This is a genomic window from Bradyrhizobium sp. USDA 4502 (assembly GCF_054063355.1).
The window spans coordinates 4183652-4210422 of the sequence record NZ_JBSSGF010000001.1 but is presented as its reverse complement, the minus strand read 5'-3'; the positions used below and the strand labels follow the sequence as shown (position 1 = coordinate 4210422).

The 26771-nt window shown below is 62.8% G+C and carries 27 protein-coding genes and 1 pseudogene; 12 read left to right on the top strand and 16 right to left on the bottom strand.

The window, feature by feature from the left end:
- Positions 1-15 precede the first annotated feature (15 nt).
- The 4 genes from ACVW1B_RS19545 to ACVW1B_RS19530 all read right to left on the bottom strand — a co-directional run bounded on the left by ACVW1B_RS19545 (position 16) and on the right by ACVW1B_RS19530 (position 3179).
- Positions 16-213 carry a hypothetical protein gene (locus ACVW1B_RS19545; protein ID WP_456822055.1) on the bottom strand — a complete coding sequence of 66 codons (198 nt, stop codon included), beginning with the start codon at positions 211-213 and terminating at the stop codon, positions 16-18.
- 40 nt (positions 214-253) lie between these two features.
- Entirely contained in the window at positions 254-469 is a 216-nt protein-coding gene (locus tag ACVW1B_RS19540) for a hypothetical protein (RefSeq protein WP_028352345.1), read from the bottom strand.
- Between the two features lie 711 nt (positions 470-1180).
- A complete protein-coding gene (gene groL / locus ACVW1B_RS19535) occupies positions 1181-2821 on the bottom strand; it encodes a chaperonin GroEL (protein ID WP_244071133.1) in 1641 nt (546 codons plus the stop codon).
- A 43-nt stretch (positions 2822-2864) separates the two neighbouring features.
- Entirely contained in the window at positions 2865-3179 is a 315-nt protein-coding gene (locus tag ACVW1B_RS19530; protein ID WP_038383333.1) for a co-chaperone GroES, read from the bottom strand.
- Between the two features lie 392 nt (positions 3180-3571).
- On the opposite strand from ACVW1B_RS19530, the gene ACVW1B_RS19525 reads away from it, so the two are divergent.
- Both ACVW1B_RS19525 and ACVW1B_RS19520 read left to right on the top strand, forming a co-directional pair.
- Positions 3572-3862, top strand: coding sequence for an usg protein (locus ACVW1B_RS19525; protein WP_026192965.1), 291 nt, complete (start codon positions 3572-3574; stop codon positions 3860-3862).
- A 100-nt stretch (positions 3863-3962) separates the two neighbouring features.
- Positions 3963-4529: a cupin domain-containing protein gene (locus ACVW1B_RS19520; RefSeq protein WP_456822054.1), complete on the top strand. Its 567-nt coding sequence runs from the start codon at positions 3963-3965 to the stop codon at positions 4527-4529.
- A gap of 147 nt (positions 4530-4676) precedes the next feature.
- Here ACVW1B_RS19520 and ACVW1B_RS19515 read toward each other — a convergent pair whose 3' ends face one another.
- Complete coding sequence (locus ACVW1B_RS19515; protein ID WP_253605578.1) at positions 4677-6026, bottom strand: IS701 family transposase; 1350 nt, start codon at positions 6024-6026, stop codon at positions 4677-4679.
- A gap of 258 nt (positions 6027-6284) precedes the next feature.
- Complete coding sequence (locus ACVW1B_RS19510; protein ID WP_456822053.1) at positions 6285-7247, bottom strand: HWE histidine kinase domain-containing protein; 963 nt, start codon at positions 7245-7247, stop codon at positions 6285-6287.
- A 497-nt stretch (positions 7248-7744) separates the two neighbouring features.
- On the opposite strand from ACVW1B_RS19510, the pseudogene ACVW1B_RS19505 reads away from it, so the two are divergent.
- Both ACVW1B_RS19505 and ACVW1B_RS19500 read left to right on the top strand, forming a co-directional pair.
- Positions 7745-8026 (top strand): annotated as a pseudogene (locus tag ACVW1B_RS19505) (response regulator); the annotation flags it as partial.
- A gap of 5 nt (positions 8027-8031) precedes the next feature.
- Positions 8032-8442 (top strand): response regulator, encoded by a 411-nt coding sequence (locus ACVW1B_RS19500; protein WP_456822052.1) that lies wholly within the window; start codon positions 8032-8034, stop codon positions 8440-8442.
- A 49-nt stretch (positions 8443-8491) separates the two neighbouring features.
- On the opposite strand, the gene ACVW1B_RS19495 is transcribed toward ACVW1B_RS19500, so the two are convergent.
- Entirely contained in the window at positions 8492-8803 is a 312-nt protein-coding gene (locus ACVW1B_RS19495) for a hypothetical protein (RefSeq protein WP_456822051.1), read from the bottom strand.
- 349 nt (positions 8804-9152) lie between these two features.
- On the opposite strand from ACVW1B_RS19495, the gene ACVW1B_RS19490 reads away from it, so the two are divergent.
- A complete protein-coding gene (locus ACVW1B_RS19490; protein ID WP_456822050.1) occupies positions 9153-9392 on the top strand; it encodes an MGMT family protein in 240 nt (79 codons plus the stop codon).
- An 89-nt stretch (positions 9393-9481) separates the two neighbouring features.
- Here ACVW1B_RS19490 and ACVW1B_RS19485 read toward each other — a convergent pair whose 3' ends face one another.
- Positions 9482-10738, bottom strand: coding sequence for a NupC/NupG family nucleoside CNT transporter (locus ACVW1B_RS19485; RefSeq protein ID WP_456822049.1), 1257 nt, complete (start codon positions 10736-10738; stop codon positions 9482-9484).
- A 116-nt stretch (positions 10739-10854) separates the two neighbouring features.
- Here ACVW1B_RS19485 and ACVW1B_RS19480 point away from each other — a divergent pair, with 116 nt between their 5' ends.
- Both ACVW1B_RS19480 and ACVW1B_RS19475 read left to right on the top strand, forming a co-directional pair.
- Positions 10855-12078, top strand: a complete 1224-nt coding sequence (locus ACVW1B_RS19480) for an MFS transporter (protein WP_456822048.1) — start codon at positions 10855-10857, stop codon at positions 12076-12078.
- A 238-nt stretch (positions 12079-12316) separates the two neighbouring features.
- Positions 12317-13480 carry an IS4 family transposase gene (locus ACVW1B_RS19475; RefSeq protein WP_057015126.1) on the top strand — a complete coding sequence of 388 codons (1164 nt, stop codon included), beginning with the start codon at positions 12317-12319 and terminating at the stop codon, positions 13478-13480.
- A gap of 259 nt (positions 13481-13739) precedes the next feature.
- Here ACVW1B_RS19475 and ACVW1B_RS19470 read toward each other — a convergent pair whose 3' ends face one another.
- Positions 13740-14501, bottom strand: a complete 762-nt coding sequence (locus ACVW1B_RS19470) for an SDR family oxidoreductase (RefSeq protein WP_456822047.1) — start codon at positions 14499-14501, stop codon at positions 13740-13742.
- A gap of 12 nt (positions 14502-14513) precedes the next feature.
- Positions 14514-15275: a peptidase gene (locus tag ACVW1B_RS19465; RefSeq protein ID WP_456780294.1), complete on the bottom strand. Its 762-nt coding sequence runs from the start codon at positions 15273-15275 to the stop codon at positions 14514-14516.
- A gap of 298 nt (positions 15276-15573) precedes the next feature.
- Here ACVW1B_RS19465 and ACVW1B_RS19460 point away from each other — a divergent pair, with 298 nt between their 5' ends.
- On the top strand, positions 15574-17184 hold the full coding sequence (locus tag ACVW1B_RS19460) for an ABC transporter substrate-binding protein (protein ID WP_456822046.1): 1611 nt from the start codon (positions 15574-15576) through the stop codon (positions 17182-17184).
- Positions 17185-17372: 188 nt separating this feature from the next.
- Here the strand turns inward: ACVW1B_RS19460 and ACVW1B_RS19455 are convergent, their stop codons facing one another.
- Positions 17373-17666, bottom strand: coding sequence for a GYD domain-containing protein (locus ACVW1B_RS19455; RefSeq protein ID WP_026192964.1), 294 nt, complete (start codon positions 17664-17666; stop codon positions 17373-17375).
- Positions 17667-18007: 341 nt separating this feature from the next.
- Positions 18008-18226 carry a hypothetical protein gene (locus ACVW1B_RS19450; RefSeq protein WP_253607995.1) on the bottom strand — a complete coding sequence of 73 codons (219 nt, stop codon included), beginning with the start codon at positions 18224-18226 and terminating at the stop codon, positions 18008-18010.
- A gap of 170 nt (positions 18227-18396) precedes the next feature.
- Here ACVW1B_RS19450 and pdhA point away from each other — a divergent pair, with 170 nt between their 5' ends.
- The 3 genes from pdhA to ACVW1B_RS19435 are packed head-to-tail and all read left to right on the top strand — an operon-like array spanning position 18397 to position 21585.
- A complete protein-coding gene (gene pdhA / locus ACVW1B_RS19445; RefSeq protein WP_176937213.1) occupies positions 18397-19494 on the top strand; it encodes a pyruvate dehydrogenase (acetyl-transferring) E1 component subunit alpha in 1098 nt (365 codons plus the stop codon).
- Positions 19487-20467 carry an alpha-ketoacid dehydrogenase subunit beta gene (locus tag ACVW1B_RS19440; RefSeq protein WP_456780296.1) on the top strand — a complete coding sequence of 327 codons (981 nt, stop codon included), beginning with the start codon at positions 19487-19489 and terminating at the stop codon, positions 20465-20467. Before pdhA ends, ACVW1B_RS19440 begins: the two co-directional genes overlap by 8 nt.
- A gap of 20 nt (positions 20468-20487) precedes the next feature.
- Positions 20488-21585: a dihydrolipoamide acetyltransferase family protein gene (locus ACVW1B_RS19435; RefSeq protein WP_456780297.1), complete on the top strand. Its 1098-nt coding sequence runs from the start codon at positions 20488-20490 to the stop codon at positions 21583-21585.
- 30 nt (positions 21586-21615) lie between these two features.
- On the opposite strand, the gene ACVW1B_RS19430 is transcribed toward ACVW1B_RS19435, so the two are convergent.
- From ACVW1B_RS19430 to ACVW1B_RS19415, 4 genes are all read right to left on the bottom strand, one after another.
- Entirely contained in the window at positions 21616-22041 is a 426-nt protein-coding gene (locus ACVW1B_RS19430; RefSeq protein ID WP_076830207.1) for a carboxymuconolactone decarboxylase family protein, read from the bottom strand.
- Between the two features lie 187 nt (positions 22042-22228).
- Positions 22229-23071: a transglutaminase family protein gene (locus ACVW1B_RS19425; RefSeq protein ID WP_253607999.1), complete on the bottom strand. Its 843-nt coding sequence runs from the start codon at positions 23069-23071 to the stop codon at positions 22229-22231.
- Positions 23072-23258: 187 nt separating this feature from the next.
- Entirely contained in the window at positions 23259-24203 is a 945-nt protein-coding gene (locus ACVW1B_RS19420) for an alpha-E domain-containing protein (RefSeq protein ID WP_456822045.1), read from the bottom strand.
- A gap of 170 nt (positions 24204-24373) precedes the next feature.
- Positions 24374-25792, bottom strand: a complete 1419-nt coding sequence (locus ACVW1B_RS19415; RefSeq protein ID WP_168856780.1) for a circularly permuted type 2 ATP-grasp protein — start codon at positions 25790-25792, stop codon at positions 24374-24376.
- A 225-nt stretch (positions 25793-26017) separates the two neighbouring features.
- Here ACVW1B_RS19415 and ACVW1B_RS19410 point away from each other — a divergent pair, with 225 nt between their 5' ends.
- Positions 26018-26770 carry a competence/damage-inducible protein A gene (locus tag ACVW1B_RS19410; protein WP_456822044.1) on the top strand — a complete coding sequence of 251 codons (753 nt, stop codon included), beginning with the start codon at positions 26018-26020 and terminating at the stop codon, positions 26768-26770.
- Position 26771: the final 1 nt, after the last annotated feature.

Genomic DNA, 26771 nt, shown 5'->3' with positions numbered 1-26771 from the left:
CGTTCCCTGCTGCGATCAGCTTCCCGGCCGCCGATCAAGCTCCCGTGTCGGGGAGGATACCTTTTCGAGCTCCGCAATCTCACGCAGCACCTTTGCGGTCTCGCGCAACTCATTGCGCTTCGGACCGGGCTTCAGCCGTCGTGCTTCATCGAGAAAGTCCTTGGCCTGCAGCAGCCAGGCAGACGTTTCGGTCGAGATCTGTACCTGCGCCATGGTGTCCCTCCATCGCGGTCGTCAAAAGTGGTGGCCACTTTCAGGCCGGTGAACCGCCGCCGCGGCGTCGCCGCACGCGGATGCTCGGCTCGTCGACCCAGGCGTCCCGCGCAAACCAGGCGTGATCCGCGCGGCAAAATGGACAGGGCGTGCGCGAGAAGAACACGGTACTGCGTCGAAAGCTCTCGCGATCGGTCTTGATTCCGGTGGAAATCGCGTGCCCGGTTTGCGGACATCTGACCATCACCATGCCCATGAGCGCCTCCCTCCCATATTGCCTTTTGCTTTTTGCCTGTTGCCTTGCAGAATAGTCCGGCCGGTTGGATTGGCCTGATCGGTGCGCGGGGTAGTTGGGGGGGCATCGCGCACCTGCGGCGGTTGACGGAGCATCGGGCAGTGGGGGCTGCATGCTCTCGTCACTGGGCTTCTTCCAACCGGCCAGGTCCCTCCTTGAACGAATCCTCGATGTGACTTCAACGCCGCTTCTTCAGGCGGCTCGGCTGAAAACCTTGTCGCTTTCGCTCACTGCACTGCCTCCCTCGCAAGTGAAAGCATTCTCCGCAACGCTTGCTCGCGTCACGGGAGCTGACGCTCCGTGCTCAGTTCAGATTTTTGAGTGAACTTCTATCTTGTCCCGAGCCTACTGTGCGGGACGAAGATGACGCTGTCGGTTCGGTTTGCGACTCTCGCACGAATTTTTTTTGAAATTGTCAACTCAGACCAACGTATGTTTACGGAGAGTGTTGTGCATAACCTGCATGCCGTGAGCAGCGTGAGGCGCCTGCATCAGCGCGAGGTTGTGGAAGTATTCGCATTGGCCGCGCTGCGGTAAGTCGCCCGGCGAGCCTGCCCCAAACAAAAACCCCGGCATCGCTGCCGGGGTTTTGCATTTCGTTGTCGCTGAGCGAGATCCCGGCTCCGCGGTGCACCGCTTTGCGCTGCACCGCGTCCGGGACGACTTCGTCGCTTAGAAGTCCATGCCGCCCATGCCGCCGCCCGGAGGCATCGCGGGGCCGCCGGCGTTCTTCTTCGGCAGCTCGGCAACCATCGCTTCCGTGGTGATCAGGAGCGCGGCAACCGAGGCAGCGTTCTGGATCGCGGTGCGCACGACCTTGGTCGGGTCGATGATGCCCTTCTTGACGAGGTCGGCATAGTCGCCGGTCTGGGAGTCGAAGCCGTAGTTGTAGGTCTTGTTCTCCAGGATCTTGCCGACGATGACCGAACCGTCTTCACCGGCGTTGATCGCGATCTGGCGAGCGGGAGCCGACAGCGCCTTGCGCACGATCTCGACGCCGGTCTTCTGGTCGTCGTTCTTGGTGCGCAGGCCCTTGAGCTGCTCGGAGGCACGGAGCAGGGCGACGCCGCCGCCCGGGACGATGCCTTCCTCGACAGCCGCGCGGGTCGCATGCATCGCGTCATCAACGCGATCCTTGCGCTCCTTCACCTCGACCTCAGTCGCGCCGCCGACGCGGATCACCGCGACGCCGCCCGCGAGCTTGGCGAGACGCTCCTGCAGCTTCTCACGGTCGTAGTCCGAGGTGGTCTCCTCGATCTGCGCCTTGATCTGGGCAACGCGGGCGTCGATGTCGGCCTTCTTGCCGGCGCCGTTGACGATCGTGGTGTTCTCCTTGTCGATCATCACCTTCTTGGCGCGACCGAGCATCTGCAGCGTGACGTTCTCGAGCTTGATGCCGAGGTCTTCCGAGATGGCCTGGCCGCCGGTCAGGATCGCGATGTCCTGCAGCATGGCCTTGCGGCGATCGCCGAAGCCCGGAGCCTTGACGGCCGCGACCTTCAGGCCGCCACGCAGGCGGTTGACGACGAGGGTGGCGAGGGCTTCGCCTTCGACGTCCTCGGCGACGATCACCAGCGGCTTGCCGGTCTGCACCACGGCCTCCAGCAGCGGCAGCAGCTCGTTCAGCGAGGAGAGCTTCTTCTCGTTGATGAGGATGTAGGCGTCGTCCATCTCAACGCGCATCTTGTCGGCGTTGGTGACGAAGTAGGGCGAGATGTAGCCGCGGTCGAACTGCATGCCCTCGACGACGTCGAGTTCGGTCTCGAGCGACTTGGCTTCCTCGACCGTGATCACGCCCTCATTGCCGACCTTCTTCATGGCGTCGGCGAGGAACTTGCCGATTTCGGCATCGCCGTTGGCCGAAATGGTACCGACCTGGGCGATCTCCTCGTTCGAGGTGACCTTCTTCGAGTTCTTCTGGAGGTCCGCAACGACGGCTTCGACCGCGAGGTCGATACCGCGCTTCAGGTCCATCGGGTTCATGCCGGCGGCGACCGACTTGGCGCCTTCCCGCACGATCGCCTGGGCGAGCACGGTCGCCGTGGTGGTGCCGTCGCCGGCCGCGTCAGCGGACTTGGAGGCGACTTCGCGCACCATCTGCGCGCCCATGTTCTCGAACTTGTCCTCGAGCTCGATCTCCTTGGCGACGGTGACGCCGTCCTTGGTGATGCGGGGAGCGCCGAACGACTTCTCGAGCACCACGTTGCGGCCCTTGGGGCCGAGGGTGACCTTCACCGCGTTGGCGAGGATGTCGACGCCGCGCAGCATCTTGTCGCGCGCGTCAACGGAGAATTTGACTTCTTTAGCTGCCATCTGGGTTTTCCTTGGAATGATTTATTGGGAGGGAAAGAGGCGCTTAGGCGGCCTTCTTCTTGGAAGCGGGGACGTCGAGCACGCCCATGATGTCGCTTTCCTTCATGATCAGCAGGTCTTCGCCGTCGATCTTGACCTCGGTGCCGGACCACTTGCCGAACAGGACGCGGTCGCCGACCTTAAGGTCGATCGGGATCAGCTTGCCAGCTTCGTCGCGGCCGCCCGGGCCGACGGCGGTGACTTCGCCCTGCGAGGGCTTTTCCTTGGCACTGTCCGGAATGATGATGCCGCCAGCGGTCTTCTCTTCGGCGTCGATACGCTTGACCACGACGCGGTCGTGAAGCGGACGGAATTTCATGCAGTCCTCCTAAACATTTGTAGATGCTGTAGATTTTTGGAGAGTTAGCAGTCCAGTCCAGCGAGTGCCAGACTGGCTGGGCAGGAGATAGGCCAAGCCTTGGCGGCGGGCAAGTGCCTCTAGCAGAAAAATTGGCACTCGTAAGTGTCGGCTGCCAAAAGGATACCGAGATCATTTCGGCATCCTTAATACCGCCCCGTGGGGCGCTGCGGCTATTAGCAGATGCGGTAAGCTGCTGCCAACGCAAGAAATTTCAACAACCTATTAAACATTTAGGCTTGAGATGGGTTAGTCGCGTGCGTCACATTTCTCTCATGTGAGCGCATCCATTGCCGGTGGTCCGGCGGGGAGGTCGGCCACCACGTGAATGCGCTCCGTCACAGGAGGTTGGCATGGTCTCGCGAGTTGGTGGGGTTGTTTCCGACGATTTCCGGAAGCAGTTGCTGGGGTACGGGCTGACGACGGCGCAAATCCTCTATCGGATGCCGGATCACCCCTCGTTGCTGCAGACCTATGTCTGGCAGAACTACGACCTGTTTCCGAAATTCCCGGCGCTGCAGGATTTCCTCGCGTTCTGGCAGGCGAAGCTCGAAGGCCCGCTGTTTTCGGTGACGGTGGCGCATTCCAAGCTGGTCAAGCCGGCCGAGCTGCGTGCCGTCGACGGCGTGTTCCGGCTGCATTGATCCGCAAACGTGGCAGGGCGCGGCTCTGCGCCTTTGCTCGCCTCGCGGCGCGCGACTTGTGTTAGCCTGTCTCCGTCACAAAAAGACGGGAGGCGAAACAATGGCCAAGAAGGCGGCATCAAGATCGGCAGCCAAGACCGCGGTGAAGAAGAAATGGTCGGGGCTTGGCGCAGGCGCCAAGAAGACGTCCGCGAAATCGTCCGCGCGCAAGACCATCAAGTCGAAAGGCCGCGTCTCGGCGGCCAAGACGAGCGCGCCGAAAGCTGCGACCAAGGCGCGGCCGAAGCAGCGCGTGGCGATCAGCCATCACCGCGAAGAGGACTTCAAGGCCGACGGGCTGCGCGCCTACGCCAAGTACCGCGACCTCGGCATATCAGCCGCCTCGCATGGCCTGGCGCAGGCGCACGTCATCCGGCTGCAGGGACCGTGCAATCCCGATGAAGTGTCGAAGCTGCACTTCCACGATGTCGACTTCCAGATGGTCTATGTGCTCAAGGGCTGGGTGAAGACCTACATGGAAGGCGAGGGCGAGACGCTGATGCAGCAAGGCAGTGCCTGGACCCAGCCGCCGCGCATCCGGCACATGATCCTGGACTATTCCGACGGCGTCGAACTGCTGGAAGTGATCCTGCCGGCCGAGTTCAAGACGGTGGAGCTGAAGGCGTAGGCCTTTCGCGGTCGTCATGGCCGGGCTTGACCCGGCCATCCATCCTGCTTCGCAAGACTCTTTCAGTTTTGATGGATGCCCGGGTCAAGCCCGGGCATGACGATTTTCTAGCACTACTTTGGCAGATTGTGTTTTCGCCGCTGTTTTTCACGGATCTGCTTTCGGCAATATGGGCACTGCTGAGACGGCGGCCGAAGGATGAGATCGACGATGGCGTGACGTACGGCTGGCATGGTTGGCTGAGGCGGAGGCCCGTTGATTCTTTTTTTTCCGCCCCGCGTATGCGAGGCGACGATGTTGCAGGAAGGCGTAGGCAATCATTGTCATCAAGGCGTGGCGATGAAGACCTTGCCATGATCGCCCTTCGAAGTGATCAAGTCCAAGTTCCTCCTTCAACTGCTGATGCGCCTGCTCACAAATCCACCGTGCCTTGATGGTGGCGGCCAGCGTGCGCAGATCCGTCGCCGCCGGAAGGTTGGCCAGATAGTATTTCTTCTCCCCGGACGCACGTTGCTCGCCAATGAGCCAGGCTTCGTCGCCTGGGAGATGCTGCTGACCTTTATCCCATATCCGCTGCGGAGGGCCGTCGGCGGTCCGGACACGGAGAGCAGCAAATTGGGCTTTCAGCCGACCTTTCGTCCCGCTACGCCAACTCACGGTTTTCCATTTGGCGCTGGCGAGCATTTGTTCTGCGGCAATCGATAAGATATCGGGCACGTGGTGCTTTCGTGGTTTTCCGCGGACTTTGGTAATCGGCCAAATGAGCTTCACATCGACCGGATACACTTTCTGGTGCCGAGGGATGCCGACAGCCCAGGTCAGCCCGCGCTCTGTTAGCCCTTGTCGAAACGGTGCGCTGAGGCCGTATCCTGCATCCGCCAGCACACATCCAAAGCGCACGTTGGCTGCCATCGCGCGGTCAATCTCGGCTAGAGCAATCTCGGGCTTGGACCGTGCCGTTCGATGTTCGACTGGCACGCGAGCGCGCTTCAAACGAGATATGTCGCTTGTCCAACTGTCAGGCAGAAAGAGACGTAACGCGACCATCACGGGCACTTCGCCGCGAGCAAGCGTCAAAGACACCAGCGTTTGGCAATTTGCCGTTTTACCGAGAGCCGACGCGTATTGAGCCGCAACACCGACCGAGCGCTCACCCTTCTTGGGAAGTGAGGTGTCATCAATAACCAGCACCGCATCCCTGCCGCCGACAAGTCGGTCCGCCTGGTTGAGCAGCTCTGTCTCCAGCGGCGTCGCGTCCCAGACACCGTCCGCAATGAAATGGTGCAACTGGTCGTAGTTGCTCGTGGCAAGGCGTTCCGCCATCGGCTGAACGCTCTTGCGATCGCCCGGACCGATCAATCCCGCAACATACAGAGGACACATCCGCTGCCGGGTCTTATGACCCAGCCGGTCCAAGAACGGCATCAGCCAGCGTTCGAGTTCGTCTTCCCATCCGGGCATGGTCAGCCCTCCCAGAGCCGACCACCCATGAATCATTGAAAAATTGATTCGGGAATCCTATAAAACGCGGCAAAATCAACAATCTGCCAAAGTAGTGCTAGGCCATGTACCCATAAAACCGTCGGCGTGACTCTACGTCCGTTGCCCCGATAGCGACCAAGTTCGTGCGGCAATGCAAGATGTCGCGATGGGCCAACTGCCGACGTTCCAAAGTGAATGAGACCACCAACAGTTATTCTGTCGGCGCTATTGGAGGAGCGGCGTCAAGTAGCCCGAAACAGACTATCCCCGCAATCAGACTGCAAGACGATCCAAAGGAATCGAAACCCTTAACCTGAGCCCGCTCGGTAACCAATCATATTCCACCTTGCCGCCCAGTTGAGCGGCAATGCTGCGCTCCGCAAGCACACTCCCAAAACCCTTTGCCGAAGGCGCAGCAACAATCACTGGGCCGCCTGTCTCCTCCCATTCAAGATGCAAGTCCCCGCCTTGCGTGTCCCATGCGATGTTTATTGAACCGGTTGGTTCCGACAACGCCCCATACTTGGCCGCATTCGTAGTGGTTTCATGCAGCGCGAGTGCGAGGCTTGTAACGGCCATAGCACCCACGGGGACAGTTGGTCCTCTTACCATGATGCGTTCGCTGGACGCGTCATCTTCATACGGCCGCAAGACCGTTCGCACCACGTCTCCCACCGTCGTTCGCTCGCTATGCGCCTCCGTACCCATGATTCCAGGACGGATTAGGTCCTTGGCCTGCATTAGAGCGTCGAGACGGCCTCGTAACGATTGAGCCATCTCTTGCGGAGTTCCGGCTGACCGAGCGCTCAGACTTATGATGCCGTGGAAAACGGCAAACATGTTCTTTACGCGATGGTTTGCTTCCCGAGCGAGCAACCGTTGGCGTTCTTGCGCAATTACACGTTCGGTCGTCTCACTAACGATGCAGAGTACACCGCCAGTTTCGCCAGCCTCGTTCTGAACTGGAGAATACGAGATGTCGAAATAAACTGTCTCTGGGTAGCCGTGCCGCTCAATGTAGAAGGGGCGGTCCTTCGCGAAGACTGTTTCGCCGGTGTCGAGGACGCGCCTGAGAAGCGGTCCTAAATCGTCCCACAGCTCGGCCCAATTATCGCGTGCTGGTCGCCCAAGTGCCTTTGGATGCTTCTGACCTATCGTAGGAGCATAGGCGTCGTTGTAGAGAGCGACAAATTCGGCTCCCCAAAACAGCACGATTTGTGCTTTGGCCGGCAGCATAAGGCTCACCGCGCTCCTGAGGTGCGTTGGCCACCCAACGATTGGTCCCAAGCTGGTGGTGGACCAGTCGAAAGACCGGATGAGTGCGGCAGCTTCGCCCTCAGCCCGCGGAAAATCGCCTTTTACTTCTCGAACAGTGCCCATGGCGATCAACAAAGCAAACATTGGAATCGGGAACAATGGCCCACGAAACCCTGATGTCAACAGAGCAACGACGAGATGGGCATAACGAGCTGTCGCAACGGGCCATAAGCAGTCATCAACCGCCGCTGTAGGTCGGCGGTCGGCCGAGAATGTTCCCGCCACGACGCCAAATTAGCAAAAGAACTCAATGGCTTGGAACGTTGTACCCCTCTGTAGGTTGGCTGACCAGCATCCGAGGAGCCAACGATGGTCCCCCAAGCGCAGCAAAAGAGCGAACGGATCAGAGTTTTGTTCGTGGAGGACGAATGGTTCATCCGATTTGACGTAGCTGAGCAGCTTCGAGGCGCGGGTTTGAGGTTATTGAGGCGAGGACCGCCGATGACGCGATGGACTACATCTCATCAGGCGAGCGGATTGACGCGCTGATAACCGATATCCGGATGCCCGGAACCCTTGATGGTCTGGAGTTGGCTGGGAAGGTCCGCGTCATGCAACCGATGCTCCTTATCCTCGTTGCCTCTGGAAGCACAGAATTGGAGAGCGCAGCGAGCCGCGTAGGTAGGTTCATCAGCAAGCCCTACGATCCCAAGCAGATCGCGATGCTGATCGCGGAGATGCTCGGCCCGGCGCTGTAGTAAGCATGCAAGCAACAACTGTATTGATCGTCGAGCAGGACGTGCTCGTGCGCCATCCGCTGGCGGAGTACCTTCGTGAGTGCGGCTATCGCGTGGTGGAAGCAACTCAACACGATGAGGCACGTGAATGCCTCGAAGGCGGGAAACACTGTATCGAAGTCGCCCTGATCGACGTAGGCGGCCCCACCGGCTCTGGGTTTGCTCTTTCTGCGTGGATACGGAGCAACTACCCAACTGTGAAGACAATGCTGGGCGCGACGGTCGGCAAGGTCCTCGCGCTCGCGGGTGACCTTTGCGAGGAAGGCCCGCAGGCAGCGAAGAAGCTGAATTATCGCCCCGTGTTGGATCGCATTCGCCAACTGCTCGCGACCCGGAAGCCGCCGAAAATCACCAGCCGCGATACCCGCGCAGGATAGGTGGCTGCAAACAGTGCGCTCATCGCGCTGCCTTCGGAATTCCCCATGATCACCGCTTGTGATGCGCCAATTGTTGTATCCATGATGGCGCGAACGTCGTCCATGCGTTGCTCAAGGGAAGGAGCATCGGAATCCGGTCGGATAGTCCGTCGCCCCTTTTGTCGAATGTAGTGACACGCGCAAAGGCTGAAAGCCGCTGCAAGAATGCCGTATATCCGGACGTTTCGTGCTGAAAATCGACGTGCGAGAACCCGCCAAGAACCATGATGATGTCGATAGGTCCTTCACCCATCACTTGACAGGCGATATTGACCTCGCCGCTCAGAGCATATCTGGTTTCGGCTAAGGCGAACTCTGACATCCATTCCGGTCCTCGCGAGACCCGACAATTCTCCTCGGCTGAACTATGGGGGTCAGCGGATAAAGTCACCTCAGAAGTATGGCAATGTCCACAGCGGGTCATTCACGTCGAATCGCATCGGGCGGAGCCGCCGGTCGATGTCCGCAATGCTCCGTTTGCGTCCACGCCGGCACTGCGCGGCAAACGACGCTAGGGGCCAATAGCTGCCCCGCAATGTTAAGACGGCGGCGCGCACTTCGAAACTAAACACCGGCACGTCCGGTCGAATCTTCCGTGCCAACGCGACGCGCTCGTTCCAACCGCAAGTAAAAAGGCGAAAACCCTCTGAGAAATCTGCTACACTCGGCCTATGAAAACCTTTTCAGATAAGGTCCGCGACATCGTGCGCAAGATCCCAAAGGGGAAGGCCATGACGTACAAAGCTGTCGCTGCTAAAGCCGGCAATCCGAAGGCTGCACGCGCGGTTGGTGCCATAATGCGCACGAATGACGACCCATCGATCCCCTGTCATCGCGTTATTGCAAGCGACGGCTCAATGCGCAGCTACGTGCGTCCGCGCCGTCGGCCGGCCCAACAACGATCCGCTTGACAGGAAGCTTCACCGCGTCAGCACCGCCCCGGATTGCGCGGAGCCTGTCATCGGGCGCGCGTTCGCGCGACCCGTTGGCTCCATCCGGGCTACGGCTGCGTCAGCATCCCCACGATCGCGCCCATCAGGCAGGTCGTCAGCGTGCCTGAGACGATGGACTTCAGTCCGAGCGCGTTGATCTCGTCGCGCCGCTCGGGCGCCATGATGCCGAGGCCGCCGATCATGATGCCGAGGCTCGCGAAATTGGCGAAGCCGCACATCGCGTAGAGCATGATCAGCCGCGAGCGCGGATCGAGCGCGTCGGGGCCGAGCTTCGACAGATCGACATAGGCGATCAACTCGTTCAGCACGGTCTTGGTGCCCATCAGGCTTCCCGCCGTGATCGCCTGCGGCCAGGGCAGGCCCATCAACCAGCACACCGGCGCCATGACGTAACCAAGCAGGCGCTGCAGCGAAATCTTCGCGCCGCCGATCTCCGGCAGCAGGCCGATGATCGCGTTCGCCAGATACACCAGCGCGACCAGCACCAAGAGCATCGCGATGATGTTCATCAAGAGCTCGAGCCCGGCTGCCGTGCCCTTCACGATGGCGTCCATCGTCGACGACACCTGGATATCGGGATTGTCGAGCGATCCGCCGGTGCGCTTGCCGGACGTTTCCGGCACCATGATCAGGCTCACTAAAATTGCGGCCGGCGCGCCGAGCACCGAGGCAATGACGAAATGCGCGGCCGCATCCGGGATCAGCGGCGCCAGCAGCGTCGCGTACAGCACCAGCACCGTGCCGGCGATTCCGGCCATGCCGCCGGTCATCACCAGAAACAATTCGCTGCGGGTGAGCTGCGCCAGATAGGGGCGGATGAAGAGCGGGGCTTCGACCATGCCGAGGAAGATATTGGCCGCGGTCGAGAGCCCGACCGCGCCGCCGACGCCGAGCGTGCGCTCGAGCAGCCAGGCCATGCCGTGCACAACAGGCGGCAGCACGCGCCAATAGAACAACAGCGTCGTCAGCACGCTCATGACCAGCACGATCGGCAGCGCCTGGAAGGCGAGGATGAAATCCGAGCCGGGCGCCTTGGGATCGAACGGCGCGGGGCCGCCGCCGACATAGCCGAACACGAAGGCGGTGCCGGCGCGCGTCGCGGCCGCGATCGTGCCGACCGCGTCATTGATCGCGCCGAAGGCCTGCGTCACCAGCGGCACCTTGATCAGCACCAGAGCCGTGACGATCGTGACGACAAGCCCGATCGACGCCTGGCGCAGCGACACCTTCAGGCGATTCTCGCTCAGCGCCCAGGCGATCAAGAGCAACGCCACCACGCCGAACGCCGATTGCAACTGCAGCATCACGCCCCCAAGAAACTTCGCGGGATTATGGGCAGGGGCCTCGCGCAGCGCAATGCTGTTGCGCGTTCATCTCGTATCCATTGACAAGTTGCAGGCGCTCGGCCACGCAATCATCCATGTCCTCCGCCACGCCGGCCAGCGCCCGCGATCTGCTCGGCCACAGACCGTTCCTGTTCTTCTTGTCGTCGCGCAGCCTGTCGCGCTTCTCCAGCCAGATCGGCGCGGTGGCGATCGGCTGGCAGATCTACGATCTGACCGGCAGCGCGTTCGACCTCGGCATGGTCGGACTGGTACAGTTCCTGCCGACGGCGCTCTTGGTGTTCGTCGCCGGCCACGCCGCCGACCGCTTCGAGCGCAAGCGCGTCGTGCAGGCCTGCCAGATCGCGGAGGCGCTGACCGCATTGTTTCTCGCCGGAAGCACTTTTGCCGGCACCATCTCCGAGATCCAGATCTTCGTCGCGACCTTCGTGCTCGGGATCGCCGGCGCGTTCGAGAGTCCGGCGACCGCCGCGCTGTTGCCGCTGATCGCGCCGCAAGGCTCGCTGCAGCGGGCGACCGCGATCTCGAGCGGCGCGGCGCAAGTCGCGACCATCACCGGACCCGCGCTCGGCGGCTTCGCCTATGCCCTGATGCCGGGCGCGCCCTACGGCATCATGATGGTGTTCTGGCTGTTCGGCGCGCTGCTCACCGGCGGCATCGGCCGGCTGCAGCAGGCGCCGGTGAAGAACGGCGGGTCGTCGGACGACCTGTTTGCCGGCGTCACCTTCGTTCGCAGCAACCCGGCGATCCTCGGCACCATCTCGCTCGACCTTTTCGCGGTGCTGTTCGGCGGCGTCACCGCGCTGCTGCCGATCTATGCGCGCGATATCCTGCAAGCCGGCCCGCTCGGCCTCGGCATCCTGCGCGCCGCGCCCGCGGTCGGTGCGCTCTTGATGACGATGGTGCTGGCGCGGCACACCATCAACCGCCGCGTCGGCATGCGCATGTTCCAGGCGGTGATCGTGTTCGGCGTCGCGACGGTGGTGTTCGCGCTGTCGCACTGGATGTGGCTGTCGGCGCTGGCGCTCGCGGTGCTCGGCGCCGCGGACACGATCAGCGTCGTGATCCGCTTCTCGCTGGTGCAGCTCGCCACCCCCGACGAGATGCGCGGCCGTGTCGGCGCGGTGAACTTCCTGTTCATCAACGCGTCGAACCAGCTCGGCCAGTTCGAAAGCGGCGTCACCGCGGCGCTGCTCGGCACCGTGCCGTCGGCCGTGCTCGGCGGCGTCGCCACAGTCGCGGTCGCGCTGCTCTGGATGAAGCTGTTTCCGACGCTGCGGGACGTCGAGAAGCTTGAGTAGGGCGCTTCCCTTGCCTCGCCCCGCTTGCGGGGAGAGGTCGGATTGCGCAGCAATCCGGGTGAGGGCGACTCTCCGCGCGTTTGTCTCTCACCGTCCTTGTGGAGACTCCCCCTCATCCCGACCTTCTCCCCGCGCGCGGCAGGGGTGTCCGGGGAATGATTCACTGTGTCGCGGTGCATGCTCGGCAGGACCGAGGCAAATCGGTCTTTTCTGGTTGTCGAGACACAGAGGGCCGAGCATGCGATATCGCGGTAGCATTTTTGGAAGGCTGCTTGAACCGATCAATCGACGGCAGTTTCAGACGGTTGTGGATCGTCTGGACGGGGATGCCTACGACAAGTCGTTCAGGAGCTGGGATCATCTGGTGGCGCTGATCTATGCCCAGCTTAGCGGCAACAGCAGTCTGCGCGGGGTGGTGACTGGCTTCAACGCCAATTCGCAGCATCACTATCACTTGGGAACCGGCAAGCTGTCGCGCTCGACGTTGTCCGATGCCAATGCCCGCCGTCCGATCGGCATTTTCGCGCAAACCTTTGCGGCGCTGTCGGCGATGGCGCGTCGCCAGCTGCGGAGTGAAGGCATGGAGATGGTGCGTCTGATCGACGCCAGTCCGATCCCGCTCGGCAAGGTCTGCAGTTGGGCGACGTGGAACGGCCGCATCCGCGGCATGAAGCTGCATGTCGTCTACGACCCAAGGAGCGATGTCCCGACCTGCGTCGAGATGACGGCCGCGAACGTCAATGACATCGAGATCGGCCGACAGACCCCAATCCAGCCCGCCACCACCTATGTGTTTGACAAGGGCTATTGCCGTTTCGACTGGTGGCAGAAGATCAATGATAGCAAGGCTTTCTTCGTTACCCGGGCGAAGACGAGCATCCGTCTTCGCTCGCTCAGGCATCGCGCCATCCGCAAGCGTAACGGGGATGGCTTCGAAATCCTTGCCGATGACGAGGTGAAGCTCACCAGCAAGGGCGATTCGCGCCTTCCAATCCCGCTCCGCCGCATCAAGATCAGACGCGAGAAAGGCGGCAAGATCACACTCCTGACCAACGACCTTGCCCGTAGCGCCGTCGAGATCGCCGCCCTCTACAAGAGCCGATGGCAAATCGAGCTGCTGTTCCGCTGGATCAAGCAGCATCTCGATATTCGCAAGTTCCTCGGCGCCAACGACAACGCGATCCGCCTTCAGGTGCTCGCTGCGATGATTGCCTACCTGCTGCTGCGCATCGCCGCTCACACCAACTGCATCAAAATGCTCCCGCTCAGGTTCGCCGAACTCGTCGGCCAGCTCCTGCTCACGCGTCGATCCCTCGCTGCCATCGACAAACCTCCGCCCATCAACCCCAGCCGTCGGAAATCAACCATCTCACCTGACCAGATGGAGCTCCGCTATGCCTGAATTTCCCCGGACACCCCTGCGCGCGCGGGGAGAAGGGGAAGATGAGCCCCGGGGCAAGCTTTTCATGATTTCGGAATAATGGAAAAGTATCGCTGATTTGCCCGACGTGTCAAGTCGCCGTGTCGAACGCCGGCAGCTGCCGGTTCCTTTGCATGGGGTTGTTTTCGATATTTTGGCAGCGCGCCCCGGCGACGGCCGGCCGGGACAGGCCCGGCCGGGCGTCGTGATGGTCCTGCCGCAAGCAGGGAGAAGGCGAAGATCAGCCCCGGCCGACGAACGGCATCTTGGTCGCCATGACCGTCATGAACAGCACATTGGCGTCGAGCGGCAGGCCGGCCATGTAGGCGACGGCGTCGCCGACCGCCTTGGCGTCCATGCGCGGCTCGTGCTTGTTGGTGCCGTCCGGCTGCAGCACGCCGGGGCCGTTGACCATGCGGTCGGTCATCGGGGTCGCAGCATTGCCGATATCGACCTGGCCGACCGCGATGTCATACATGCGGCCGTCGAGGTTGGACGACTTGGTGAGGCCGGTGATGGCGTGCTTGGTCGAGGTGTAGGCGGCCGAGAACGGTCGCGGCGCATGCGCCGAGATCGAGCCGTTGTTGATGATGCGGCCGCCGCGCGGCGTCTGGTCCTTCATGATGCGGAAGGCGTGCTGGGTGCACAGGAACGGCGCGGTCAGGTTGGTGTTGACGACGGCCTGCCACTGCTCGAGCGGCAGGTCCTCGAAGTTCACCGGCGGCGCGCCCATGCCGGCATTGTTGAACAGCACATCGAGCCGGCCATAGGTCGCCTTCACCTTGTCGAACAGCGCCGCGATCGCGGCCGGGTTGGCCATGTCCGCCGACACGCACAGGCTCTTGCCGGCGGGACCGAGCTTGGCGGTCTCTTCCAGCATCTCCATGCGGCGCCCGGCGAGCACCACGGTGTAGCCCTTGTCCATCAAAGCGAGCGACGCCGCGCGGCCGACGCCGGTGCCGGCGCCGGTCACGAGTGCGATCTTGCTGGTTGCCTCAGTCATCCGAGTTTCCTCTTACTTGGTTTTTGCTTCGGTTTCGTTCTTGTAGGGTGGGCGTGGAATGTTCTGGTGCGCCGCACGGAGCGCCGCCGACCAGCGCGAGCGCAGGTCGTGGAAATAGGGCTCGCCGGCCTCGATGCGGTGATTGAGATCGGCCTCGCAGGCGTCCGTGCGCACCACCAGCACGTCGATCGGCAGGCCGACGCCGAGGTTGGAGCGCATCGTCGAATCCATCGAGATCAGCCCGGTCTTCAGCGCCTCGTAGAGCTCGACGTCGTAATGCATGGCGCGGTCGAGCACCGGCTTGCCGTATTTGTGCTCGCCGATCTGCAGGTACGGCGTGTCGGTGGTGCATTCGATGAAGTTGCCGGCGGTGTAGACCATGAACAGGCGCATCCGCGAGCCCTTGATCTGGCCGCCGAACAGGAACGAGACGTCGAAGGAGACATCCTCGGCACGCAGCGCGTCGCCCTCGGTGGCGTGCACCGAGCGGATGGCGCGGCCGATCCGCTGCGCCGCCTGGAACATGGTCGGGGCGTTCATCAGCGTCTCGAGCTCGCCGGTGTCCGGATTTTCCATACCCTCGGTCAGGGTCGACAGCACCGACTGGCTGATCGCCAGATTGCCGGCGCTGGCGATCGCCATGATGCGCTCGCCGGGCTTTTCGAAGATGTGCAGCTTGCGGAAGGTCGAGACATTGTCGAGGCCGGCATTGGTGCGGGTATCGGCGATCATGACGAGCCCGTCGCGCACCAGAATTCCGCAGCAATAGGTCATTTAAAGCCCTCAGACGGTCCGAGTTTCTCGGCGGGAAACTAGTAGCCAATTTCGAGGATGCATCCAACCCCAATTCCCCGTGACGGGACGTGCGATGGCCGGTCACGTGGGCCGGGCGCCGGTCCTGGCGATGGTCCGTCCGGGTGCCCTGTTCCGGCCATCGAGGTCGCGAGCATTCCGGTCTCGCTCTGCGTGGCGCGCAGCCGGCAATGATCTTGGCCTCGCGTCGTTGCGAGGGGCGGGGTGTTGTGCTCGACTGCCTGCAACCGACGACAACAAGAAATTTCGGGAGGCGGGAATGTCGTTCAAACTGGCCGCGTGCATTGTGGCATTGGGTATCGCGGCGATGGCCGCGAGCCCTGCATCGGCGCAGAAGCAGGGCGGCACGCTGCGGCTCTATCACAACGACAATCCGCCCTCGACCTCGCTGCTCGAGGAATCCACCATCGCCTCGGTGATGCCGTTCGCGGCCGTCTTCAACAACCTCGTGGTATTCGATCCGGCCAAGGTGCACGAAAGCATCGACACCGTGATCCCCGATCTCGCCGAGAGCTGGTCGTGGGATCAGACCAACACAAAGCTTACCTTCAAGCTGCGGCACGGCGTGAAGTGGCATGACGGTCAGCCGTTCACGGCCAAGGACGTGCAGTGCACCTGGCGGATGCTGATCGGCAAGAGCGAGACCCAAGACGTCAAAACACCGGACTTCAAGCGCAACCCGCGCAAGGTCTGGTACTCGAAGCTCAAGGATGTCAGCATCAATGGCGACGATGAGGCCACTTTCGAGCTGACCGAGCCGCAGCCCGGTCTCTTGGCGCTGCTCGCCAGCGCCTTCTCGGTGGTCTATCCCTGCCACGTGCCGCAGCAGGTGATGCGCACCAAGCCGGTCGGCACCGGGCCGTTCAAGTTCGTCGAGTTCCGACGCGGCGATTCTATCCGACTGGTCCGTAACCCCGATTACTTCAAGAAGGACCGGCCATATCTCGACGAGATCACGGTGCGCTCGATCGACAGCCGCGCCACGCGGATGCTGGCATTCGCGACCGGCGACTATGACATCACCTTTCCGTCCGACGTCAGCATTCCCCTGATGAAGGACGTCAAGGCGCGGGCGCCGAACGCGATCTGCGAGATGACCTCGACCAATTTGCAGATCAATCTTCTGGTCAACCGCGTCAATCCGCCGTTCGACAATCCGGAGATCCGTAAGGCGATGTCGCTGGCGCTGGATCGCAAGGCCTTCAACGGTATCCTGTTCGAGGGCAGCGGGCGGCTTGGCGGCGCGATGCAGGCCAAGCCCGAAGGCGAGTGGGGCATGCCGCCGGAGATCCTGTCGACGCTGATGGGATACGGCCCCGATACCGGAAAGAACCTCGCCGAGGCACAGGCGATCATGCAGAAGCTCGGCTACAGCGACGCCAAGCCGCTGTCGATCAAGATCCAGACCCGCAATCTGCCGACCTATCGCGACCCGGCGGTGATCCTCGGCGACCAGCTCAAGAAGATCTACATCACAGCCGAGCTCGACATTCTGGACACGCCGCGCTGGTACTCGCGGCTGCAGCGCAAGGACTACACCATCGGCCTCAACGTCACCGGCGTCAGCGTCGACGATCCCGACGGCAATCTGGTCGAGAACTATTCCTGCAACTCCGAGCGCAACTACACCCAGTATTGCAACGCCGAAGTCGACAAGCTGCTGGCGGCGCAGTCGCGCGAGGTCGACAAGGACAAGCGCCGCAAGATCGTATTCGACATCGAGCACCTCTTGGTCGACGACGCCGCGCGGCCGGTCATCCTGCACTCATCGGCCGGCAATTGCTGGCAGCCCTACGTGAAGAATTTCCATCCGCACGACAACAGCCAGTACAACAATCTGCGCTTCGAGGATGTCTGGCTGGATAAGTAGCGCGTGGTGGCCCGCCGGCGACGACGTGTGCCGTTGCCCTCGTGCGCTTCGTATCCTTATTTATTCACACGACCAAAGCCGCGGCTGGTCCTGCGCATGCGCGCACTCCCGCGCCGATCGCCGGGGCAAGTCTGCGACGGCGCCCGTCAGTCAGGCCGCGCAGAGATCCATCGGGATATCCGACGTAGCTACGGGAGCTCGGATATCAGCTTGGTCCACTCCGCCTCCGGCCAGGCCCGTGAGGTGCAAGTGCGTATGTTTCCCAGAGAGCTGAGGGCAAGCGCGAGCTTTGTGATGTTGTCGCCGAGCGGTGCTTCGGCGAGGAGAAGGATGTCATGCTCGCCGGAGGTGAGATAGACCTCCTTGATTTCGACACCGAGAGTCTTGGCGAGTTCTTTCGCCGCTCGGCTGCGCTTGGGAGCTTCCTTGACATTACGAATTCCCTGGTCGGTCCAGTCGATCCTCAATATGAATGTCGCCATGTCGTCCTCCAAGGGTTAAGCACTGCCCTTGTCTGCCGCGCGCGCGGCAGGCCAACCTGCTTCATGTTGAAGTTGAGGGAGCGCCACATAAGGCAGGCGCTGCTTTCAGACTGCGATGCCTGCCGACGGCCTGACCGCTGCCCGTTACTTCAAACGGCGACGTCGGCCCGTCCCGTCCAAGGGCAGCTCGCTGCAGATTACGCCATGTCCCTTGCTCGAGAAAGAGGGCTCCCCGCGTTGTGATCGGGACCGCGTAAGCGAGGGTGCCGCGTCAAGATCACACCCTCTGCGCAAGGATGCGGCCGCAGACCATCGCGCGCCGGACAGCTATCCGATGCAAGTCAGGTGTGGGTGTAGTCACCGGGTTTCAACCCGAGCGCCTTCACAGCCGCTTCGGGAAGCGGCCCCAACGCTTCGACCGTTTCATTGGGGGCCATCACGTCCGCAATGATCGCCGTAGCCTTTGCCGCGTCTCCTTCGGCTACGAAGAAGACCGAGCGGACCGGCGGGCCGCCGTCCAACGGTGCAGTTGTTACGAGGACAACCTGACCATTTGCCATGCTCTCTTATACCGCAGTCGCGGCGCTGTTCCACGGATCCTGTCGATCGATCCTCACGACCCGGCCGCTGACGCGTGCGCCAAGAGCGATGCTGCCACGGTATTGCATCGTCGCGGCCCTAACACCAAATAACTGAATGTGGGAGGCAGAACCGCTCCAGGAATGAGCGCGTGGCCAGCAAAAGAGCAAACGAAGAGCTCCCCGTCATTGCGCGCTTTGAGGTGCGCCGCCGCAATTACCTCGCGCCCGACGGCTCGATAGAGCGGCCGCTTCCTGCCTTCGCCACCGATGCCAAGCTGCTGGTCGAACTTTACCGGTCGATGGTGCTCTTGCGTCTGTTCGACCGAAAGGCTGTTGCATTGCAGCGCACCGGTCGGCTGGGAACCTATGCCATTTCGCTCGGCCAGGAGGCGGTGTCGGTCGGCATCGCGAGTGCGATGCGGGAGGATGACGTTCTGTTGCCCTCCTATCGCGACAACGGCGCGTTGCTCTGGCGTGGCGTCGCGCTGGAGGAGATCCTGCTGTTCTGGGGCGGCGATGAACGCGGCAATCAATTCTCCGGTCCGGTGCACGATTTCCCGTTCTGCGTTCCCGTCGGATCACAGGCGCCGCATGCCGCCGGCGTTGCCTACGCCCTGAAGTTGCGCAAGGAGCCGCGCGTGGCCGTCTGCATGTTCGGCGACGGCGCCACCTCGAAAGGCGATGTCTACGAGGCCATGAATTTCGCCGGCGTTCACAAATTGCCGCTCGTGTTCGTCGCCACCAACAATCAATGGGCCATATCGGTGCCGTTGCGTCTGCAGACGGGTTCCGAGACGCTGGCGCAGAAGGCTATCGGCGCCGGGTTCAGCGGCGAGCAGGTGGACGGGAGTGACGTGGTGGCGATGCGTGCAGCGGCCGAGGAGGCCATTGCCGCTGCCCGCGACGGCAAGGGCCCTCACTTCATCGAAGCGGTCACCTATCGGCTCGGCGATCACACGACGTCAGATGATGCATTGCGCTATCGTTCGGCCGAAGAAGTCCAGGCGCATTGGAAGGAAGAGCCGATCGCGCGCCTCCGGTCCTATCTTGTGGGTCAGAAGATGTGGACCAAGGCGGATGAGGAGCGGCTTGCCGCCGAGTGCCATGAGCGCATCGAGGCGGCGGTGGAGCGCTATCTGAAGACGCCGCCACGCCGAGCAGAAACCATGTTCGACAACCTCTATGCCGATCTGCCCGAGGCGTATGCCGCGCAGCGTCGCGAACTCGCGGGAGAGGACGATGCCTGAACTCACGTTGGTCGAAGCCATCAATCAGGCGCTCGGCCGCGCGATGGCGGATGATCCCGATGTGGTCGTGCTCGGCGAGGATGTCGGCGTCAACGGCGGCGTCTTCCGCGCGACCGTCGGCTTGCAGGAGCGCTTCGGTCCGGAGCGCGTCCTCGATACGCCGCTTGCCGAACTCCTGATCAGCGGGCTTTGCGTCGGCATGGCCGCGCAGGGACTGAAGCCGGTCGGCGAAATCCAGTTCATGGGATTTATCTATCCCTGTCTCGATCAGCTGGTGAACCACGCATCACGGATGCGCAACCGTACCCAGGGACGGCTCACTTGTCCGATGGTTCTGCGCACGCCGCATGGTGCCGGCATTCGCGCACCCGAGCATCATTCCGAGAGCACTGAGGCGATGCTGGCCCACATTCCGGGCTTGCGTGTCGTGATGCCTTCGTCGCCGGAGCGCGCCTATGGACTTCTCCTCGCCGCGATCCGCGATCCCGATCCGGTGGTGTTCCTGGAGCCGACGCGGTTGTACCGCGCCGTGAAAGGCGAGGTCGAGGACAACGGCGAAGCCTTGCCGATGGATCGCGCCTTTGTCGAGAGGGAAGGTCGCGACGTCACGCTGATCAGCTGGGGTGCGATGCTGAAGGAAACGATGGCCGCAGCGGACGCGCTCGCCGACGAGAGCATCGCTGCCGAGGTTATCGACCTCGCCACGCTCAAGCCCTACGATGAAAACACCGTGCTCAGGTCGGTCGCAAAGACCGGGCGCTGCGTCATCGTGCACGAGGCCGCGCACACCGGCGGATTTGGCGCGGAGATCGCAGCCATGATCGCCGAGCGCGGACTATCCTCGCTGCTCGCACCCGTGACCCGCGTCACCGGCTACGACACGATCGTCCCGATGGCCCGCCTCGAGCAACGCTACATGCCGTCGGTCGGACGCATCGTGACCGCAGCCCGAAAGGCGCATCAGTACAACTGAACACCAACGGACCTTGTGCCATGCGCCAGTTCACGTTGCCGGACCTTGGTGAAGGTCTTGAAGAAGCCGAGATCGTCACCTGGTACGTCAACGAGGGCGATCACGTCGTAACCGATCAGCCGCTCGTTTCGGTCGAGACCGACAAGGCGGTGGTCGAGATACCGGCGCCGTCGAGCGGACGCATCGCGCGCCTGTTCGGTGCCAAGGGCGATATCGTGAAGGTCGGCGCGCCGCTCGTCGAGTTTGCCGAGGACGCAGGGCAGGACACCGGCACGATTGTGGGCGAACTCGACACCGGCGAGCAGCGGCCGGCGCCAGTAACTGCTTCGCCGCCCAGCGGGCAGGGAGCCCAAGTGTTTCCGGCAGTGCGCGCCCTTGCGCGCAAGCTTGACGTCGCGCTCGATCTCGTCGAGGCGACCGGGCCCGGCGGCACCATCACGCGGGCCGATGTTGAGAGGGCGGCGAAGCGGATGTCTCACAGCGGACCCGCCGAGCCGCTGCGCGGCTTGCGCCGCGCGATGGCCCAACGCATGACGGCAGCGCATGCGGAAATCGTCCCCGCGACGGTCACCGATGAGGCCGACATCGACGATTGGCGGCAGGGCGAGGACGTGACAATCCGCCTGGCGCGGGCGATCGCCGCTGCCTGCAAGGCAGAGCCCGCGCTCAATGCCTGGTATCATTCCGGTACAGGAGAACGGCGCCTGATCGAGCGCATCGATCTCGGCATCGCCGTCGACACCGGCGGCGGCCTGATCGTTCCCGTGCTGCGCAATGTCGCGGAGCGGAGTGTATCGGACCTGCGGGCCGGACTCGACCGTCTGCGAGCCGACGCAATCGCGCGCGCGATACCCCCGGAGGAACTGCGCGGTGCGACGATCACGTTGTCGAACTTCGGCATGATCGGAGGCCGGTTTGCTAATCTCATTATCGTGCCGCCACAGACGGCGATCGTCGGCGCCGGGCGGATTTCGGAGCGCGTGGTCGCGCTTCGGGGGCAGGTTGCGGTCCGACGCACGCTGCCGCTATCGCTGACCTTCGATCATCGGGTGGTGACGGGCGGCGAAGCTGCCCGTTTCCTGGTTGTCCTCAAATCCGACGTTGAGCGCATTTCGTGACATCACTCATCCGCGAGACAGGCAGGAGCGTCACGGCTCCTGGCTTCGTCCCGCAGGTGCATCGACGAGGAAGGCCTCGTCGACCGGCACGCCAAGCGCCGTGACCAGCCGGTTGGTCTCGGCGGCCATGCCGACGATTGCCAGCATTTCCTGATATTCGGCGTCGGTCATGCCCTTGGCGCGGGCGCTCGCGGTGTGCGAGTGAATGCAATAGCTGCAGCCGTGGGCCACCGAGACGGCGACGTAGAGCATCTCCTTGACCTTCGGGTCGAGCGCGCCGGGTGCCATCACCTCCTTGATGCTCTCCCAGGTCCGCCGCAGGGTCTTCGGATCATGCGCCAGCGCGCGCCAGAAATTGTTGACGAAGTCCGAGTTCCGCGTCTTGCGGATGTCGTCGAAGACGGCGCGTGCTTCCGCCGAGAGCTCGTCGTCGGAAAGCAGTTTTACGGTGGCCATGGCTTGTCCCGCTGGTGTGGTTTGAAGCAGCGATCATAGCACCCCTGCGGACATTGCGAGGAGCGAAGCGGCGAAGCAATCCATGCCTCCGCAAGCGATCAGATGGATTGCTTCCCGGAGCCTGTCATCGGGCGCGCGTTCGCGCGACCCGTTGGCTCGCAATGACGGACGCGGAGAGGGATCAGCCCTACGACTGCGTCTGGCTCTGCCACTGTCCTGGACGGCCGGCCTGGTCGACCTTGACCGCGACCGTCAGCGTCTCGTTGCCGCCGCCATAGCGGGTGCCGCGGACCGGGGCGGCGCCGAGATAGTCGAGGCCGATCGCGACGCGGGCATGGGCGTCGGTGGTGCAGATGCCGTTGGCGGCGTCGAAGCCGATCCAGCCAAGATCGGGCACGAAGGCCTCGGCCCAGGCATGGCCGGCCTGCTGGTTAACCATGCCATCGGAGCGCAGGAAGTGGCCGGAGACGAACCGCGCCGGAACGCCGCCGGCGCGCGCGCAGGCGATCAGGATGTGCGCGTAGTCCTGGCAGACGCCGCGCTTCAGCGCGAACGCCTCGGCGGCCGAGGTGGCGCTGTTGGTCGGGTCCTCGTCGAAGGTCATGTGCTCGTAGATCTGCACCATCAGCGCGTGCAGGAAACCGAGCACGTCGGCGCCGGCTTCCGCGCGCAGCTCGCGCACGACGGCCGTCATTGCCGGGTTGAGGTCGGTCAGCGGTGTGGGACGCAGGAACAGGCTCGGCGGAAACCGCTCGTCGCTGCCGCGCAGCACGCCGCCGGTATCCTGGGTCTCGATCAGGCCCTCGCAATGGATCGTGAGGTCACTGATCGAACCATGCGTCAGCACATGGGTGACGTTGCCGAAGGCGTCCTCATGGGTGTCGAGCCGGGAATCGGTCGAGACGTCGATCTGCCAATCCGCGACATACTGGCCGTCATGGCTGCCGGGCGTCATCCGCAGAATCTGGATCACGCCCGAGGCCGCCGGCTCGTAGCGATAGGTGGTGGTGTGGGCTATCCGCAGGCGCATGGCTCAACCGGTGTTCAATCGGTCTTTTCAGGGCAGGAGGGTCATGCCCGGACCCTTCCCGGGCACCCACGTCTTTCTTCCTAATCGGCCGCGAAATCAAGATGTCGATGGCCGGGGGTCACCTATGTCACGAAAGACGCGCTTCGCGCTTTTGCCCGGCCATGACGAGATTTTGCCTCAAAACCGGTCAGATCAGATATTGCTTGGTGATGATCTCACCCAGCCGTGAGTTGTCCGCGATGAACTCCTGGATGAATTCGTGCACGCCGTGCTGGAAGATATCGTCCATGTTGCTGTGCTCGAGCCGGTTCCTGATGCCGCGGGCATGGCGTTGCGAGGCGCCCTGGCGGCCATAGGCGACGCCGATCTGGTCGAGGTTGCGCACTAGGTTGCTGTAGCAGCTGGCAAGCGAGCGCGGCAGCGTATCGTTGAGGATCAACAGGTCGGCGATCAGCCAGGGCTTCAGGGTTTCCCGGTAGACCCAGTGATAGGCGGTCGTTGCCGACACCGAGCGCAGAATCGAGGTCCACTGGTAGTAATCCAGCGGGCCGCCGACATGCTCCTCCTCGGGTAACAGCATGTGATACTTCACGTCGAGAATCCGCGCCGTGTTGTCGGCGCGCTCGAGATGCACCCCGAGCCGCGAGAACCAGTAGGCGTCGTTGCGCAGCATGGTGCGGTAGGCCGAGCCGTCGAAACGCAGCGAGGTCTCCTGCACGAAGCGCAGGAATTTGGCCAGCTCCTCGCGGTTGGCGGGACCCTTGTTCCAGACCGCCTGCAGCTCGATCCACGCCGAATTGATGGTGTCCCACATCTCCGACGTCAGTGCTGTCCGTACCGAGCGTGAATTGAGCCGCGCCGCCTCGATGCAATTCTTGATCGAGGACGGATTGTCCGACGAGAAGGAGAGATATTCGATGACGTTCCGCTCGTCGGCTTCCTCATAGTGATCGTAGAAGCTCGCGCCGACGCCGGCGGTGAGCAGTGCGGAATCCCACTCATTGGTCTTGCCGATATAGGCCGCGGGCAGCGCGGTGACGCGCAAGGTCGCATCGATGGTGCGCGCCAGATATTCGGCGCGTTCGACATAACGGGCCAGCCAGAACAGGTTTTCGGCGGTGCGCGACAGCATGCGATAGTCCCTACAAGGCGAAACGTGTTTCACCTCCCCCTGAAAGGGGGAGGTCGACGCGCAGCGGCGGGTGGGGGTTTTCTCTCCATTCGGCGTATGCGGCCGACCCCCACCCCGACCCTCCCCCTTTCAGGGGGAGGGAGGGCTCGCGCAGCGCGTTTGGCTTCAAATCACTCACTCAGTATCCAGGTGTCTTTGGTGCCGCCGCCCTGGCTCGAATTGACGACGAGCGAGCCTTCCTTCAGCGCGACGCGGGTCAGCCCGCCGGGCACGATGGTGGTGTGGCTGGAGCCGGTCAGCACGAACGGGCGGAGGTCGACATGACGCGGCGCCAGCCCCTTGTCGGTGCAGGTCGGGCAGGTCGACAGCGCCAGCGTCGGCTGGGCGATGAAGCCCTCCGGCTCGCGCTTGAGCTTGTCGCGGAATGCCTCGATCGTCGCCTTGGTTGCGGCGGGGCCGATCAGCATGCCGTAGCCGCCCGAGCCGTGCACCTCCTTGACGACGAGGTCGGCGAGGTTGTCGAGCACGTAGGACAGATCCTGCGGTTCGCGGCAGCGCCAGGTCTGCACGTTCTTCAGGATCGGCTCCTCGCTGAGATAGAATTTTACGATGTCCGGCATGTAGGAATAGATCGCCTTGTCGTCGGCGATGCCGGTGCCGACTGCATTGGCGAGCGTGATGTTGCCGGCGGCGTAGGCCGACATCAGTCCGGGGACGCCGAGCGCGGAGTCCGGCCGGAAGGTGAGGGGATCGAGGAAATCGTCGTCGACGCGGCGGTAGATCACGTCGACCCGCTTCAGCCCCTCGGTGGTGCGCATGAACACCTCGTCGTTCTTGACGATGAGGTCGCGCCCCTCGACCAGCTCGATGCCGAGCTTGTCGGCGAGGAAGGAGTGCTCGTAATAGGCCGAGTTGTAGACGCCCGGCGTCATCAGCGCGACTGTCGGCTCGGCGGAGGCGCTGTGCGGCGCGACCGACCGCAGCGCCGACAGCAGCTCGTCCGGATAACGGTCCACCGGCGCGACGCGGTGCCGCGCGAACAGGTCCGGAAACAGCCGCATCATGATCTCGCGGTTTTCCAGCATGTAGGACACGCCGGATGGCGTGCGCGCATTGTCCTCCAGCACAATGAAATTGTCGGGATCGGTGCGGATGATGTCGATGCCGGCGATGTGGACGTAGATGTCGTGCGGCACGTCCTGGCCGTTCATCTCCGGCCGGAACACCGGGTTCTGGAAGATCAGGTCCTCGGGGATGACGTTGGCGCGCAGGATGTCGCGGCCGTGATAGATGTCCTTCAAGAACATGTTGAGCGCGAGCACGCGCTGCTTGAGGCCCTTCTCCAGCAGCGTCCACTCGGTCGCCGACATGATGCGGGGGATGACGTCGAAGGGGATCAGCCGCTCCTGGGCCTCGGCGTCGCCATAGACCGCGAAGGTGATGCCGATCCGGCGGAACAAGAGCTCCGCTTCCTGGCGTCGATATTCGAGCGCATCCGGCGGCGTCTCTTTGAGCCAGCGGGAGAGCTCCTGGTAGGCCGGGCGGAGATCCTCGCCGAGGCCATTCATCTCATCGAACGCGACTGCCATATAGCCCGACTGCCCTCCCAAGCCATGTGACACAGTGCATGACTTGATGGGATGGTAGCAAGGGGCGGGCCAGCGCGATATGCATTGGCTTGCGGCATTTGCTATGGGTGAAGTGGAAGGCCTGCCCGAAAAACCGGCTGAGGTCTGCTTAATTCGGCGGCAAAACCCCGTGACATCAAGGCATTGGATCGGCAATGTCAGGGGATCAAGTTAGGGAATGAGACCATGAGCGAGATCGTCACGGCGGGGATATTGGTGATCGGCGACGAGATCCTGTCCGGCCGGACCAAGGACAAGAACATCGGCTTCATCGCCGAATACCTGACCAACATCGGCATCGACCTGAAGGAGGTCCGCGTCGTCGCCGATGACGAGGCCGACATCGTCTCCGCCCTTGATGCGCTGCGGCATAGGTACACCTACGTGTTCACCACCGGCGGCATCGGGCCGACCCATGACGACATCACCGCCGACAGCGTGGCGAAGGCGTTCGGGGTCGATATCCATCATCACCCCGAGGTGGTGGCGCGGTTCAGGGAGCGCTGGAGCGAGCAGGACCTCAACGAGGCGCGACTGCGGATGGCCCGGGTGCCTGACGGCGCCGAGCTGATTCAGAGCGCGACGATCCTGGCGCCGGGCTTCAAGCTCGGCAATGTCATCGTGATGGCCGGCATCCCCACCATCATGCAGGCGATGATGGACATCGTGGCGCCGACGCTGAAATCCGGCGTGCGGATGCTGTCGGACTCGGTCAGGGCCGACGCGCGGGAAGGCGACATCGGCGGCCCGCTGCGGGCGATCGCGGAAGCCAATCCGGACACCATCATCGGCAGCTATCCGTTCCAGGACGAGAACCAGAAGCCGAACACCAATCTCGTGGTCCGCTCGCGCGATCCGGAAAAGCTCGCCGCGGTGATGATCGCGGTGAAGGAGATGCTGAAGCAAGTGCAGGCCGCGCAGAAGAAGCCGGCGGGTTGAG

Excerpts from the sequence above, each read along its gene's own strand:
- ACVW1B_RS19545 (WP_456822055.1), bottom strand. The coding sequence starts at position 213 with ATGGCGCAGGTACAGATCTCGACCGAAACGTCTGCCTGGCTGCTGCAG.
- ACVW1B_RS19540 (WP_028352345.1), bottom strand. The coding sequence starts at position 469 with ATGGGCATGGTGATGGTCAGATGTCCGCAAACCGGGCACGCGATTTCC.
- groL (WP_244071133.1), bottom strand. The coding sequence starts at position 2,821 with ATGGCAGCTAAAGAAGTCAAATTCTCCGTTGACGCGCGCGACAAGATG.
- ACVW1B_RS19530 (WP_038383333.1), bottom strand. The coding sequence starts at position 3,179 with ATGAAATTCCGTCCGCTTCACGACCGCGTCGTGGTCAAGCGTATCGAC.
- ACVW1B_RS19525 (WP_026192965.1), top strand. The coding sequence starts at position 3,572 with ATGGTCTCGCGAGTTGGTGGGGTTGTTTCCGACGATTTCCGGAAGCAG.
- ACVW1B_RS19520 (WP_456822054.1), top strand. The coding sequence starts at position 3,963 with ATGGCCAAGAAGGCGGCATCAAGATCGGCAGCCAAGACCGCGGTGAAG.
- ACVW1B_RS19515 (WP_253605578.1), bottom strand. The coding sequence starts at position 6,026 with ATGATTCATGGGTGGTCGGCTCTGGGAGGGCTGACCATGCCCGGATGG.
- ACVW1B_RS19510 (WP_456822053.1), bottom strand. The coding sequence starts at position 7,247 with ATGCTGCCGGCCAAAGCACAAATCGTGCTGTTTTGGGGAGCCGAATTT.
- ACVW1B_RS19500 (WP_456822052.1), top strand. The coding sequence starts at position 8,032 with ATGCAAGCAACAACTGTATTGATCGTCGAGCAGGACGTGCTCGTGCGC.
- ACVW1B_RS19495 (WP_456822051.1), bottom strand. The coding sequence starts at position 8,803 with ATGTCAGAGTTCGCCTTAGCCGAAACCAGATATGCTCTGAGCGGCGAG.
- ACVW1B_RS19490 (WP_456822050.1), top strand. The coding sequence starts at position 9,153 with ATGAAAACCTTTTCAGATAAGGTCCGCGACATCGTGCGCAAGATCCCA.
- ACVW1B_RS19485 (WP_456822049.1), bottom strand. The coding sequence starts at position 10,738 with ATGCTGCAGTTGCAATCGGCGTTCGGCGTGGTGGCGTTGCTCTTGATC.
- ACVW1B_RS19480 (WP_456822048.1), top strand. The coding sequence starts at position 10,855 with ATGTCCTCCGCCACGCCGGCCAGCGCCCGCGATCTGCTCGGCCACAGA.
- ACVW1B_RS19475 (WP_057015126.1), top strand. The coding sequence starts at position 12,317 with ATGCGATATCGCGGTAGCATTTTTGGAAGGCTGCTTGAACCGATCAAT.
- ACVW1B_RS19470 (WP_456822047.1), bottom strand. The coding sequence starts at position 14,501 with ATGACTGAGGCAACCAGCAAGATCGCACTCGTGACCGGCGCCGGCACC.
- ACVW1B_RS19465 (WP_456780294.1), bottom strand. The coding sequence starts at position 15,275 with ATGACCTATTGCTGCGGAATTCTGGTGCGCGACGGGCTCGTCATGATC.
- ACVW1B_RS19460 (WP_456822046.1), top strand. The coding sequence starts at position 15,574 with ATGTCGTTCAAACTGGCCGCGTGCATTGTGGCATTGGGTATCGCGGCG.
- ACVW1B_RS19455 (WP_026192964.1), bottom strand. The coding sequence starts at position 17,666 with ATGGCGACATTCATATTGAGGATCGACTGGACCGACCAGGGAATTCGT.
- ACVW1B_RS19450 (WP_253607995.1), bottom strand. The coding sequence starts at position 18,226 with ATGGCAAATGGTCAGGTTGTCCTCGTAACAACTGCACCGTTGGACGGC.
- ACVW1B_RS19440 (WP_456780296.1), top strand. The coding sequence starts at position 19,487 with ATGCCTGAACTCACGTTGGTCGAAGCCATCAATCAGGCGCTCGGCCGC.
- ACVW1B_RS19435 (WP_456780297.1), top strand. The coding sequence starts at position 20,488 with ATGCGCCAGTTCACGTTGCCGGACCTTGGTGAAGGTCTTGAAGAAGCC.
- ACVW1B_RS19430 (WP_076830207.1), bottom strand. The coding sequence starts at position 22,041 with ATGGCCACCGTAAAACTGCTTTCCGACGACGAGCTCTCGGCGGAAGCA.
- ACVW1B_RS19425 (WP_253607999.1), bottom strand. The coding sequence starts at position 23,071 with ATGCGCCTGCGGATAGCCCACACCACCACCTATCGCTACGAGCCGGCG.
- ACVW1B_RS19420 (WP_456822045.1), bottom strand. The coding sequence starts at position 24,203 with ATGCTGTCGCGCACCGCCGAAAACCTGTTCTGGCTGGCCCGTTATGTC.
- ACVW1B_RS19415 (WP_168856780.1), bottom strand. The coding sequence starts at position 25,792 with ATGGCAGTCGCGTTCGATGAGATGAATGGCCTCGGCGAGGATCTCCGC.
- ACVW1B_RS19410 (WP_456822044.1), top strand. The coding sequence starts at position 26,018 with ATGAGCGAGATCGTCACGGCGGGGATATTGGTGATCGGCGACGAGATC.